This window comes from Pseudomonas frederiksbergensis (genome assembly GCF_003732705.1).
Classification (GTDB): domain Bacteria; phylum Pseudomonadota; class Gammaproteobacteria; order Pseudomonadales; family Pseudomonadaceae; genus Aquipseudomonas; species Aquipseudomonas frederiksbergensis_F.
This window is the reverse complement of sequence record NZ_MOBR01000041.1, coordinates 307317-319557: the sequence shown is the minus strand read 5'-3', so window position 1 is coordinate 319557 and position 12241 is coordinate 307317. Positions and strand designations below refer to the sequence as shown.

General features: G+C 59.7%; 10 protein-coding genes. 3 read left to right on the top strand and 7 right to left on the bottom strand.

Annotated features, from left to right (window positions below; genetic code table 11):
- Positions 1 to 26: 26 nt before the first annotated feature.
- The gene (betI, locus tag BK667_RS29030; RefSeq protein WP_123513224.1) at positions 27 to 620 is read right to left on the bottom strand and encodes a transcriptional regulator BetI; all 594 of its coding nucleotides are present in this window, start codon (positions 618 to 620) and stop codon (positions 27 to 29) included.
- A 380-nt stretch (positions 621 to 1000) separates the two neighbouring features.
- Between betI and BK667_RS29025 the strand changes: the two genes are divergently transcribed.
- Positions 1001 to 2950, top strand: a complete 1950-nt coding sequence (locus BK667_RS29025) for a BCCT family transporter (protein WP_259698254.1) — start codon at positions 1001 to 1003, stop codon at positions 2948 to 2950.
- A gap of 246 nt (positions 2951 to 3196) precedes the next feature.
- Here BK667_RS29025 and choV read toward each other — a convergent pair whose 3' ends face one another.
- From choV to BK667_RS29010, 3 genes are all read right to left on the bottom strand, one after another.
- Positions 3197 to 4375 carry a choline ABC transporter ATP-binding protein gene (gene choV, locus BK667_RS29020; RefSeq protein WP_123513220.1) on the bottom strand — a complete coding sequence of 393 codons (1179 nt, stop codon included), beginning with the start codon at positions 4373 to 4375 and terminating at the stop codon, positions 3197 to 3199.
- On the bottom strand, positions 4372 to 5217 hold the full coding sequence (gene choW, locus BK667_RS29015; protein ID WP_123513218.1) for a choline ABC transporter permease subunit: 846 nt from the start codon (positions 5215 to 5217) through the stop codon (positions 4372 to 4374). The genes choV and choW overlap by 4 nt, the downstream gene beginning before the upstream one ends.
- A 77-nt stretch (positions 5218 to 5294) precedes the next feature.
- Complete coding sequence (locus tag BK667_RS29010; protein WP_123513216.1) at positions 5295 to 6245, bottom strand: choline ABC transporter substrate-binding protein; 951 nt, start codon at positions 6243 to 6245, stop codon at positions 5295 to 5297.
- 435 nt (positions 6246 to 6680) lie between these two features.
- Here BK667_RS29010 and BK667_RS29005 point away from each other — a divergent pair, with 435 nt between their 5' ends.
- Together BK667_RS29005 and gbdR are read left to right on the top strand one after the other, a co-directional pair.
- Positions 6681 to 8057, top strand: a complete 1377-nt coding sequence (locus BK667_RS29005; RefSeq protein ID WP_123513214.1) for an L-serine ammonia-lyase — start codon at positions 6681 to 6683, stop codon at positions 8055 to 8057.
- Positions 8058 to 8583: 526 nt separating this feature from the next.
- Positions 8584 to 9687, top strand: coding sequence for a choline metabolism transcriptional regulator GbdR (gene gbdR, locus BK667_RS29000; protein WP_123513212.1), 1104 nt, complete (start codon positions 8584 to 8586; stop codon positions 9685 to 9687).
- A 124-nt stretch (positions 9688 to 9811) separates the two neighbouring features.
- On the opposite strand, the gene BK667_RS28995 is transcribed toward gbdR, so the two are convergent.
- The 3 genes from BK667_RS28995 to BK667_RS28985 form a co-directional block, all read right to left on the bottom strand.
- The gene (locus tag BK667_RS28995) at positions 9812 to 10069 is read right to left on the bottom strand and encodes a hypothetical protein (RefSeq protein WP_123513210.1); all 258 of its coding nucleotides are present in this window, start codon (positions 10067 to 10069) and stop codon (positions 9812 to 9814) included.
- 395 nt (positions 10070 to 10464) lie between these two features.
- Positions 10465 to 11628, bottom strand: a complete 1164-nt coding sequence (locus BK667_RS28990; protein ID WP_123599624.1) for a gamma-butyrobetaine dioxygenase — start codon at positions 11626 to 11628, stop codon at positions 10465 to 10467.
- 13 nt (positions 11629 to 11641) lie between these two features.
- On the bottom strand, positions 11642 to 12118 hold the full coding sequence (locus tag BK667_RS28985; protein WP_123599623.1) for a thioesterase family protein: 477 nt from the start codon (positions 12116 to 12118) through the stop codon (positions 11642 to 11644).
- Between the last annotated feature and the right edge of the window lie 123 nt (positions 12119 to 12241).

Below are 12241 nucleotides of genomic sequence, written 5' to 3'. Positions count from 1 at the left end.
TCAGGGGCTGAGCGGTTATGTGTGCTCTAGCTCACCTGCTTGGCCAATTGGAAATCCATGTATTCGTAAGCGATCTGTTGCGCCTGCCCGGTGTCGAAAGCATCTCCCGACAGCGCGCCGCGCAACCACAAGCCGTCAATGAGGGCTGCCAGGCCACGGGCGGCGTTGCGCGCTTCATCGAGCGGCAATACACGGCGGAACTGGCAGCACAGGTTGGAATACAGGCGGTGATCGTTGATCCGCTGCAACCTGTGCAAAGACGGCTGGTGCATGCTGGTGGCCCAGAAGGCCAGCCAGGTTTTCATTGCCGGGCCATTGACCTGGCTGGCGTCGAAGTTGCCTTCGATAATCACCTGCAGATGAGCCCGTGGGCTGTCATCGGCCAGCGCCTGACGACGCGCGGTGACGTTCTCGCTGAGGACGCTCATCAGATACCGCATGGTGGCGGCGATCAGGCCATTCTTGTCCTGAAAATAGTGACTGATGATGCCATTCGAGACACCGGCCAAACGGGCGATCAGCGCAATGCTGGCGTCCCCCATTCCGACCTGATCGACAGCCTGCAATGTGGCTTCGATCAATTGCTGGCGGCGGATGGGTTGCATACCGACCTTGGGCATCTTGCACATCTCCTTAGGCCTTCCGACGGACGAAAAACGTCTATCGGATTGAGGGCCAGTCTATTTTGTTTTGATTGAACGTTCAATCAACAAAGAATAAGATCTGCGACAATTCGTCGCGATTTACAGATTTTTCCTACGTGTAAACGGCGATAAACCGACATCCGAATCTGCTCGAAACCTATACGCGCTGGCGTCCCTAGGGGTTCGGGCTTTTTTCGGGCTGTCTTTATATCACCCGCCGGTCGGCTGCCAACTAACCGATTGGTCGGGTAACGCGTTGCCTTGTGTTCTTCTCCCGCACTGCCCGGAGCATCTGTGCCATGAGTTCTGCCTCTCTTATAAAGACCCCACCCGAGAAGGTGACGGTCAACGGTTGGGTGTTCTACACCTCTACCGCGTTGATCCTGTTGTTGACCGCCATTCTGATCATCGCCCCGCAAGAGGCCGGCAGATTGCTCGGCATTGCCCAGGCCTGGTTGTCCCGCAGCTTCGGCTGGTACTACATGGTGGTGATCGCCGCCTACCTCGTTTTCGTGGTTGGCCTGGCGTTTTCGTCCTACGGCAAACTCAAACTGGGCAGTAAGGACGACACCCCGGACTTCAGCTACGGCGCGTGGGCGGGGATGCTGTTCTCGTCAGGGATCGGCATCTCGTTGCTGTACTTCGGCGCGTCCGAGCCGCTGGACCATTACTTCAACCCGCCGGAAGGCGTGGCCGCGAGCAACATGGCCGCGCGTCAGGCTGTTCAGCTGACGTTCCTGCATTGGGGCCTGCATGGCTGGGCGATTTACGCACTGGTCGGTCTGGCCGTGGCGTACTTTGCTTACCGTCACAACCAGCCGCTGGCGCTGCGTTCGGCGCTGTATCCGCTGGTGGGCGAGCGTTGGGTCAAAGGCGCGGCCGGGCATGCGGTGGACGGCTTCGGCATGTTCGTGACCCTGCTGGGGCTGGTGACGAACCTGGGGATCGGTTCGCTGCAAGTGTCTTCCGGGCTGGAAAACCTGTTCGGCATGGAACACAGCAACACCAACCTGCTGATCGTGATCATCGTGATGAGCACCGTGGCGACCATCGCTGCCGTGTCCGGCGTGGAAAACGGCATTCGTCGTCTGTCCAACCTCAACATCGTGTTGTTCAGCGGTCTGCTGATTTTTGTGTTGCTGTTCGGCCCGACGCTGCACCTGCTCAACGGTTTTGTGCAGAACATCGGTGACTATTTGAACGGCGTGGTGCTGAAGACCTTCGACCTCTATGTGTACGAAGGCGACAGTGACAAGTCTGACCGCTGGTTGGGCCTGTGGACCTTGTTCTACTGGGCCTGGTGGATTTCCTGGGCCCCATTCGTAGGCATGTTCATCGCGCGTATTTCCCGTGGTCGCACGGTGCGTGAACTGGTAGCCGGCGTGTTGCTGATTCCGCTGGGTTTCACCCTGGCGTGGCTGTCGATCTTTGGTAACTCGGCCCTGGACCTGGTGATGAACCATGGGGCGGTTGAGCTCGGGAAGACGGCGCTGGAACAGCCGTCGATGGCGATCTATCAATTGCTGGAGCATTACCCGGCGTCGAAGATTGTGATCGGCGTGTCGATCTTCGTCGGTTTCGTGCTGTTCCTGACCCCGGCGGATTCCGGCGCGGTGATGATGGCCAACCTGTCCTGCAAGGGCGGTAACGTTGACGAAGATGCGCCGCACTGGCTGCGGATCTTCTGGTCGGCGGTGATCACCCTGGTGACCATCGGCCTGTTGTTCGCCGGTAACTTCGAAGCCATGCAAACCATGGTGGTGCTGGCCGGTCTGCCGTTCTCGGTGGTGCTGGTGTTCTTCATGTTCGGTTTGCACAAGCAGATGCGCCAGGATGTGCAGGTCGAACAGGAGCAAGCGGAGCTGGCAGCGCGCGGTCGTCGCGGTTTCAGCGAGCGTTTGACTCAATTGGACCTGCAACCGAACCAGTCGATCGTGCAGCGCTTCATGGACAAGCAAGTCAGCCCGGCGCTGGAAGATGCCGCCGTTCAATTGCGCGCTCAGGGCCTGGACGTGCAAACGTTGTTGGGTAAATCCAAGCGGTGCATGGGCCTGCGGATCGAGATGGAAGAGGGCAATCCTTTTGTCTACGAAGTGAGCCTGGACGGCTACCTGGCCGCGGCGAGCGAGACGGTGTCGGCTGAGAGTGCGGATGAACCGCGTGCGCGCTACTACCGCGCCGAGGTGTACCTGCACAACGGCAGCCAGGACTATGACCTGATGGGCTTCACTCAGGATCAGATCACCCGTGACGTGCTCGATCAGTTTGAAAGCCATCGGCAGCTCCTTGGCCGGGTCTATAGCTGAGTAGCGAGATGATCGTTCCCGCGCTTGTCGTGGGAACGCAAAGGGGCTCAAGTTGAGCCCCTTTTTTGTGCCTGATCGTTCGGTTGATCGTTCCCACGCGCTGCTGATCGTTCCCACGCTCTGCGTGGGAATGCCTCAACGGACGCTCCGCGTTCGGCTTTGGATGGGACGCGGAGCGTCCCGAGCTGCATTCCCACGCAGAGCGTGGGAACGATCACCTCTCGCGGCGTTTTTGTGTCTGTGGCCTTACCCCAGGTTTTTGCCGAGCAGCGCGTGGTACAGCTCGCTGTCGCCCAGAATCCCGACCACCTTGTTGTTGTCGTGCAGCACCAGTTTGTTGCCGGTCTGGTAGCGAATCTGCAGCGCTTCGCGCATGCCGATGTTGGAGTCCACCAGCGTTGGCCGACGACCCAACCCTTCAACCGATTGCCCCGGCACCCAGTTTTGCAGGTCCAGGCTTTCGCCGTTCTGGCGGGCGCCCTTGATGGTGTTGCCTTCGGCCAGGTCCAGCCACGAATCGCCGCCCGGGTCCAGGCACACCGAACCGTTGATGCGTTTGCAGTTGTCCAGCGTGCGCATCAGGCTGCGACCGCACAGCACGTTCAGCGGGTTGGTGTGGGCCACGAAGGTCCGCACGTAATCGTCCGCCGGGTTCAACACGATTTCTTCCGGCACGCTGTACTGCACGATGCGCCCGTCTTTCATGATCGCGATACGGCTGCCAAGTTTCAGCGCCTCATCAAGGTCATGGCTCACGAACACGATGGTCTTGTTGAGCTTGCTTTGCAGTTCCAGCAGTTCGTCTTGCAGGCCTTGGCGGATCAACGGGTCGAGGGCCGAGAACGGTTCGTCCATCAGCAGGATGTCGGCGTCCATCGCCAGCGCGCGGGCCAGGCCCACACGTTGCTGCATACCGCCGGAGAGCTCATCCGGTTTCTTGTTGCGCCACTGGGTCAGGCCCACCAGCTCAAGCTTGTCGTCCACCAGTTTGCGTCGTTCTTTCTCGGGGCGACCCTGCATTTCCAGACCGAAGCTGATGTTCTCGCGAACGGTCAGCCAAGGCATCAGGGCGAACTTCTGGAACACCATGGCGATGCGCTTGGTGCGCATCATTTTCAGTTCTGCCGGGGTACACGACGCGATGTCGATCTGTCGGCCTTCGTGCTCGACGAACAACTTGCCACGGCTGACGGTGTTGAGGCCGTTGATGCAGCGCAGCAGGCTGGACTTGCCGGAACCGGACAGGCCCATCAGCACGCAGATTTCACCTTTTTCGACGTCCAGGCTGGCTTTTTCAACGCCGACGATCTGCCCGGTTTTCTTCAGGATCTGGTCGCGGGACATGCCTTGGTCAAGGAGTTTGAGCGCCTCACGCGGGTCTTTGGAGAAGATTACGTCGACGTCTTCGAAGCGAATAATGCTCATGCGTCACCCCCTACTTTAGCGTCGGGTTGTTTGCAGATACGGTCGAGCATGATCGCCAGCAGTACGATTGCCAACCCGGCTTCGAAGCCCAGGGCGATATCGGCGGTGTTCAGTGCGTTGACCACGGGTTTGCCCAGGCCATCGGCGCCCACCAGTGCCGCGATCACCACCATCGACAGCGACAGCATGATGCACTGGGTGATGCCGGCCGCAATGCTTGGCATCGCGTGGGGCAGTTCGATACGAGAGAGCAGTTGGCGGCGCGAGCAGCCGAAGGCTTTGCCGGCGTCCATCAATTCTGCGGGAACATCACGGATCCCCAGGTAAGTCAGGCGGATCGGCGCGGCAATCGCGAACACCACCGTCGAGATCAGACCCGGGACCACACCCAGCCCGAAGAGGGTCAGGGTAGGAATGAGGTACACGAAGGTCGGCACGGTCTGCATCAGATCGAGCACCGGACGCATCAATGTGTAGAACATCGGTTTGTGCGCGGCGACGATGCCCAACGGCACGCCGATGATCACGCAGACGAAGGTGGCAAACAGCACCTGGGCAAGGGTTTCCATGGTTTCCTGCCAGTACCCCAGATTGAGGATCAGCAGGAAGGAGGCGATGACGAAAACGGTCAGCCCCCACTTTCGTTGAATGAAGTGTGCCAGTAGCGCGATGAGGCCGATCAATGCCAGCGGGTTGAACCAGGTCAGCGCGAACGTCACGCCGTGGATCATCGTTTCCAGTGTCACGGCGATTGCGTCGAAGGTGCTGGCGCCGTGTTGCGTCAACCATTCAACGAAGCTCGCGATGTACTGGCCTAGGGGGATTTTCTGATCAATCAGCATGGTAGTGAACGTCCGCATGCAAGGAAATAAACAGCCCGGGCGAGCGAACTCGCCCGGCGTAAGCGATGCTCCTTAATTTAAGGCTGCGCGAGCTTGGCTTTCACGGCCTCCAGGCCTGGTTTACCGTCAATGGTGGTCACGCCAGCGAGCCAGGTATCGAGCACCTGTGGATTCTTTTTCAGCCAGGCCTTGGCCGCGGCGTCAGGCTTCATCTTGTCGTCCAGGATGTTGCCCATCAGCGAGCTTTCCATGTCCACGGTGAATTCCAGGTTTTTCAGCAGAGTCCCGACGTTGCTGCATTCCTGGACGTAGCCCTTGCGGGTGTTGGTGGCGACCGTGGCCGCACCGAAGTCCGGGCCAAAGAAGTCATCGCCACCGGTCAGGTATTGAATCTTGAAGCGTTTGTTCATCGGGTGCGGTGCCCAACCGAGGAAGACCACGGCGGTATCGCGTTTCTGGGCGCGGTCGACCTGGGACAGCATCCCCGCTTCGCTGGACTCGACGACTTTGAAGCCGGCGGTTTTGAGACCGAAGGCATCCTTGTCGATCATGGTCTGGATCAGGCGGTTGCCGTCGTTGCCCGGCTCGATGCCGTAGATCTTGCCGTCGAGTTCTTTCTTGAATTTGGCGATGTCGGCGAAGTCATGCAGCCCTTTGTCGTACAGCGCTTGCGGTACGGCGAGGGTGTACTTGGCGCCGGTGAGGTTGGTGCGCACGACATCCACGGTGCCCGCATCGCGGTAGGCCTTGATGTCGTTTTCCATGGTCGGCATCCAGTTACCGAGGAACACGTCCATGTTCTTGCCATCGGCCAGGGACTTGTAGGTCACAGGCACGGAAATCATGGTGGTCTTGGTTTTGTAGCCCAGGGCGTCGAGGACAACGCTGGTGGTCGCGGTAGTCGCGGTGATGTCGGTCCAGCCGACATCAGAGAAATTTACGGTGCTGCACTGAGCGGGTTCTGCGGCTTGAGCCAGTAACGGCAGACTCAGCATGGCGGCCAACAACAACGACGGGGAACCTTTCATGGGTGGACTCCTTGGTGTTTTTTTTGGCAGTGTTCCGACTGGACCACCGCACTTATAGGTTGCGGTTGGATGGCGTTTTGGAGACAGCTCTACCACGGCGCCTTGCAATCGAGTCGATACGATCATGTACCAGTGAAAATCTGACGCCTACAGGGTGCGTCGTAACCAGTACAGGGATGGTCGCATCCAGTGTCGGTGACGTCGTTTACAGATTTTTTCGGCTCCTTTTGGCCCTCTGATCCGCTAAAAAACGGCGAAAACGCAGCGTCAAAGACCCGCGGCGTTGTTGGACATGAGTGCGTCGGTGTGAGACGTCGAACGACACCACAAAAGCCTGATGATGCAGCCAATCTGGCGGATTGCAGCTTGAGCGTAGCAGCTCCGTCACTGGGCGCTTTTGCGTCTGGAGTTGGCACATCCAGGAGTTCGGCAGTAATGGCTATCAGCGTTTTCGACCTGTTCAAAATCGGCATTGGCCCTTCCAGTTCGCACACGGTCGGCCCTATGCGGGCCGCGGCGCTGTTCGTGCAAGGTTTGCGTGAGCAGGGTCTTTTGGAACAAGTAAGACGGGTCGAAGTTCAGCTTTTCGGTTCGTTATCGGCCACCGGCATCGGTCACGGCAGCGATAACGCCGTGATCATGGGGCTGATGGGCGAGTGGCCGGACGCGATTGATCCGTCGAAAATCGGCCTGCATATCGAAACCCTGCGTGAAACCCACACCTTGTTGCTCGACGGTCGTTTGTCGGTGCCGTTCATCTGGGCTCGCGACATGCGCCTGATCGACGAGAACCTGCCATTTCACCCGAATGCCATGACATTAATTGTAGAAGGCGATCACGGTGAGCTGCACCGCGACACCTACTATTCGATTGGCGGCGGTTTTGTGGTCGATGAGGCGCAAGCGTCCAGCGGCGTGGTGGATCTGGATCGCACCGTGTTGCCGTACGACTTCTCCAGTGCCGTGGAACTGCTGGAGCTGTGCCAGAAGCACAATCTGCGGGTGGCCGAGCTGATGCTGGCCAACGAAAAAGTCTGGCGCAGCGAGGATGAAATCCGTTCCGGCCTGATGAAACTCTGGCGCGCCATGCAGGATTGCGTCGACCAGGGCCTCAAGCACGAAGGCATCTTGCCCGGCGGCCTGAACGTGCGCCGGCGTGCGGCCAAGTTGCACCGCAGCCTGCAAGAGCTGGGCAAACCCAACGTGATCGGCTCGACCCTGAGTGCGATGGAATGGGTCAACCTGTTCGCCCTGGCGGTCAACGAAGAAAACGCGGCCGGCGGGCGCATGGTCACGGCGCCGACCAACGGCGCGGCGGGGATCATCCCGGCGGTGTTGCACTACTTTATGAAGTTCAGCGAGGTGGTGACCGAGGCTAACGTGGTCGACTATTTCCTCAGCGCCGCCGCGGTGGGGATTCTGTGCAAGAAGAACGCGTCGATCTCCGGTGCTGAAGTCGGGTGCCAGGGTGAAGTCGGCTCGGCCTGTGCGATGGCGGCGGCCGGGTTGGCGGAGATTCTCGGCGCGACGCCGGAGCAGTTGTGCAACGCCGCGGAGATTGGCCTGGAACACAACCTCGGCCTGACCTGCGACCCGGTGGGCGGCCTGGTGCAGGTGCCGTGCATCGAGCGCAATGCGATTGCCGCGGTGAAAGCGATCAACGCAGCGCAGATGGCGTTGCGTGGCGACGGTCAGCACTTTATCTCGCTGGATCGGGTGATCCGCACCATGCGTGATACCGGCGCCGATATGCATGACAAATACAAAGAAACATCGCGGGGTGGGTTGGCGGTGAGTGCGGTGGAGTGTTGAGACCGCGTCGTCTGCATCGCGAGCAAGCTTTGCTCCTACGGCTCCTACGGATTGTCGGCGATCCTCTGTAGGAGCAAAGCTTGCTCGCGATAGCGCCAGACCAGTCAAAACTGCGCGCTAAGTGAACACCGCACCAAAAACGCGCCACCTTTTAGCGCGTCGCTTACAGACAAGCGCACTTCCCGAGATCCGGGATCCAGGTTGGCCATTACCGCCTGTCGCCTGTGCTTGTGGTGACACTCTTCTCCAGCACCTCGCAGCCCCCGTTCCCACAAGTGCTACCGATTTGCTCACACCTTGCAACACAGAGCATTTGCCTGTCTTGATGGCACTTATAACCCCCATTCTGCGCACGGCTTATATAGACACGCCGCGACGTCGTTTTCAGGAGTTATTGAATGACCATTCAACTTTAGGCATGGCAATTGCTCTGTCATTACAAAGCCCGTCTCCCACGCGAGAACGATGGCAATAACAAGAGCCTCCGCCTGAGGCCATCACCCGCTTTGTGTGAGGAGATACCGCGATGACGACGTTCAACTCCGGGGCTCAACCCCAGAACCGTGCGCCTCAATCCATCGGCTTTCTGCTGCTGGACAATTTCACGCTTATTTCTCTGGCCTCCGCAGTAGAACCCCTGCGCATGGCCAACCAATTGTCCGGCCGCGAGCTGTATCGCTGGACCACCCTCACCGTTGACGGCGGCCAGGTCTGGGCCAGTGACGGTCTGCAGATCACCCCCGATTGCTCCATGCACAAAGCGCCGTCCATGGACACCATCATTGTCTGCGGCGGTATCGGCATCCAGCGCACTGTGACCCGCGAACACGTGTCGTGGCTGCAAAGCCAGGCGCGTCAGTCCAAGCGTCTGGGCGCGGTGTGCACCGGCAGCTGGGCCCTGGCCTGCGCCGGCCTGCTGGATGGTTTCGATTGCAGCGTGCACTGGGAGTGCCTGGCCGCCATGCAGGAAGCGTTTCCGCGTGTGGCCATGAGCACCCGGTTGTTCACCCTCGACCGTAACCGTTTCACCAGCTCCGGCGGCACCGCGCCGCTGGACATGATGCTGCACCTGATCAGTCGCGATCACGGCCGTGAACTGTCGGCGGCGATTTCGGAGATGTTCGTCTACGAGCGCATCCGCAACGAACAGGACCACCAGCGCGTGCCGCTCAAGCACATGCTTGGCACCAACCAGCCGAAGTTGCAGGAAATCGTCGCGCTGATGGAGGCCAACCTGGAAGAGCCGATCGACCTCGACGAACTGGCGGTGTACGTCGCCGTGTCGCGCCGTCAGCTCGAGCGCCTGTTCCAGAAATACTTGCACTGCTCGCCGTCACGCTACTACCTGAAGCTGCGCCTGATCCGCGCCCGGCAGTTGCTCAAGCAAACGCCGATGTCGATCATCGAAGTGGCGTCGGTCTGCGGGTTTGTGTCCACGCCGCACTTCTCCAAGTGCTACCGCGAATACTTCGGCATTCCGCCGCGTGACGAGCGCGTAGGGTCGAACACCACGCAACAGGTGGCGATGATGCCGTTGCCGCAAGCGTTGGTGCTGTCGCCGTTGTCCGGGCCGTTGTCGGCGTTGAGCCAGGCGCGCAATGAGTCGACGTTTGCGAGCGTAAGGCTCTGACACAGATCGTTCCCACGCTCTGCGTGGGAATGCCTCAACGGACGCTCCGCGTTCGGCCTTTGGGGACGCGGAGCGTCCCTGGCTGCATTCCCACGCAGAGCGTGGGAACGATCACTGGTGGGCTCTACGCCTTCTGCTGATACTCCGCCAATGCAGGCAACAATTGCTTGTCGATCGCCTGGCGCACGGCCGGCAGGATGGTCGCGCTGCTGGTGTACATCTGCTTGACCATGGTTCGCAGGATCATCGCCCGCTCATTGTTCAAACCTCGCACAGCGCACTCGCAAGCCTGCTCGGCTGTGGAGCCGTTCGGCACTTGGAAACCCAGCGACAGCAGCAGGCCCAACAGGTCTTCCTGGTCAATCAAATCGGCGTGCATCATGACGCAATCCTTCTTCAGGGAACGGTGTCGTGGCTCGATTCTGGTAGGGGCCGGGAGTGGCGGCAAGGACGATTTGTCGCAATGGCCGCGATACCTATGAACAGGTCGTTTTCGGCTAACTTGCCGCGAAGGGGAGTAGGCACACTGGATTCAGCTGGCTCACGAAGGTTTGGTCACCCTCGCGCAACGGCTCCTCAACAGTACCTTGTGCCCCGATCCTGTCACGGCTTGATCGGGGCTTTTTTTTGCCTGGGAATCAGGAGGAGATGTGTCGTCTGGGATGGCGCCTTCGCGGGCAAGCCTCGCTCCTACAGGGATAGCGTCGTATCGAAAAATCGCGACCGACATCAATCCTGTAGGAGCGAGGCTTGCCCGCGAATGAACGATAACGCGGTCTACCGTTGCAACACCAAAATCCGCGACAACAGCTCATCCCGATCCACATAACACCCCTGGAAATGCCGGGCGCCAGTAGCAGGATCGAACGCATTGCGCGCATGCAGGGTGCGGCGGTTGTCGAAGCACCACATTTCACCCGGTTTGAGCCGAGTCATCACCCGAAACCGTGCCTCGCGGGTCATGGCAATAAACCGCCGATACGCCCGATAGAGCGTGGGCATGTCGTCGATCGAAGCATCAAACGGCCCGCGCAGAAAGTTCGCCATGCGAATTTCCGACACTTGCCCCAACGCATCCAGCGCGATGATCGGCGCCAGGCAGCGATAGTCGCTGTGGCGGTCTTTGTTGCGGAATTCCACAGGGATTTCGCACAAAGCCCGGAACGACTCCGGACTTTCCAGCCGCAGCGCCTCGGCGATGGCAAAACCGTCAACGAAAATACTCTCGCCACCCTCGGCGTCGTTGACCAGACAATGCAGAAATTGCAGCCCCGGTTGCAGCTCTCGGGTCGGCAGGTCGCTGTGCAGCGGCAGGTTGAATGCGGTGTAGGCGTTGCTGTCGGCATCGGCCTTGGATTGCACGTTGAACAGCACGCCGAAATTGCTCTCGCGGATAAACGAAATCCGCTGGGCGATCAGCTTCAACGAACCGGGCTCGGTGGGCACGCCGCGAACCTGGGTCAGGCCGATATCCCGCACTGCCAGCAGCCATTGCAGCAACGCGTTGTTGTCGTTCATCAGGGCTTGATAGTCGAAAACCGGCAACTGCAAATCGCTGTGCCACAGTCTGGATTTGGGTTTGCCGGCCCGTCGTTCGGCACGGGATTCGTCGTCGTAGGCATGGGCGCGCAACCAGCCCGGGTCGAAGCGGCTGAGGTGGCCGTCTTGCCAATCGACATGGAGGCAACCCTCCGTATCGATTTGGGCCGCATTGGGTGTCAGATCTTCCGCGACATCGACAATTTCCAGCACTTGTTCGCGGGTCACGCTGTAGACACACAGCGGGCACGGGCAGTTGTCCCGCAGCCATTGGTGATGAAAGGGGCTGACGCGGCCATCGGCCCAGGTCACCTGGACTCGGTCCGCCAGGGTTTGCACGGCGGTTAACGCGCTGATCAACGGATAGGTGCGGAAGTCGGCAAAAGCGGCGGCGGTGTTCATGGCGATCTCCTTGTTATTTTTTTGGGGGCAGTGCGATCACTCGGCCAATGTAATCAGGGGTAGGCAGGTCGGTTTGCTCGGCGACGATGGCTTGCAGCTTGCTCAAGGTGTCTTCGCTGAACGGCGCGGAGCGCGGGCCGGCGAGGTCGACGTGCAGCAGCATTTGCTCGTTGCCGGCCAGCGCCTTGTCACCGCCGACCAGATGCAGGCTGTGGTAGAGGTGCAGGCGCTTGCTGTCGTGGGCGATGATTTGGGTGTGCACTTCAACGTCGGCGTCGAGCTTCACTTCGTGCAGGTAGTTGAGGTGCAGTTCGAGGGTGAACAACGAGTTGCCGCTGGCTTCGCGGTTGTTGCTGTCCATGCCCAGACGATCCATTAGCGCGTCGGTGGCGTAGCTGAAAATCAGCAGGTAGAAGGCATCGCGCAAGTGGCCGTTGTAATCGACCCAGTCAGGGATGATTTTGGTTTGGTAGGTGGTGAGGGTGGGCATGGTGTGAGGTCCGGTTGCTGGTGGTAGTTTCAGAATCCACCCCTCACCCCAGCCCTCTCCCAAGAGGGGAGAGGGGGAAAGGGAGCAGATCTCCATGCTTTTCAAAGCCTGAGTTCGACTCGA

What these genes read in the sequence shown, in the direction of transcription:
- BK667_RS28995 (WP_123513210.1), bottom strand. Translation starts at nt 10,069, where the DNA reads ATGATGCACGCCGATTTGATTGACCAGGAAGACCTGTTGGGCCTGCTG.
- choV (WP_123513220.1), bottom strand. Translation starts at nt 4,375, where the DNA reads ATGAGCATTATTCGCTTCGAAGACGTCGACGTAATCTTCTCCAAAGAC.
- choW (WP_123513218.1), bottom strand. Translation starts at nt 5,217, where the DNA reads ATGCTGATTGATCAGAAAATCCCCCTAGGCCAGTACATCGCGAGCTTC.
- gbdR (WP_123513212.1), top strand. Translation starts at nt 8,584, where the DNA reads ATGACGACGTTCAACTCCGGGGCTCAACCCCAGAACCGTGCGCCTCAA.
- BK667_RS28990 (WP_123599624.1), bottom strand. Translation starts at nt 11,628, where the DNA reads ATGAACACCGCCGCCGCTTTTGCCGACTTCCGCACCTATCCGTTGATC.
- betI (WP_123513224.1), bottom strand. Translation starts at nt 620, where the DNA reads ATGCCCAAGGTCGGTATGCAACCCATCCGCCGCCAGCAATTGATCGAA.
- BK667_RS29005 (WP_123513214.1), top strand. Translation starts at nt 6,681, where the DNA reads ATGGCTATCAGCGTTTTCGACCTGTTCAAAATCGGCATTGGCCCTTCC.
- BK667_RS28985 (WP_123599623.1), bottom strand. Translation starts at nt 12,118, where the DNA reads ATGCCCACCCTCACCACCTACCAAACCAAAATCATCCCTGACTGGGTC.
- BK667_RS29010 (WP_123513216.1), bottom strand. Translation starts at nt 6,245, where the DNA reads ATGAAAGGTTCCCCGTCGTTGTTGTTGGCCGCCATGCTGAGTCTGCCG.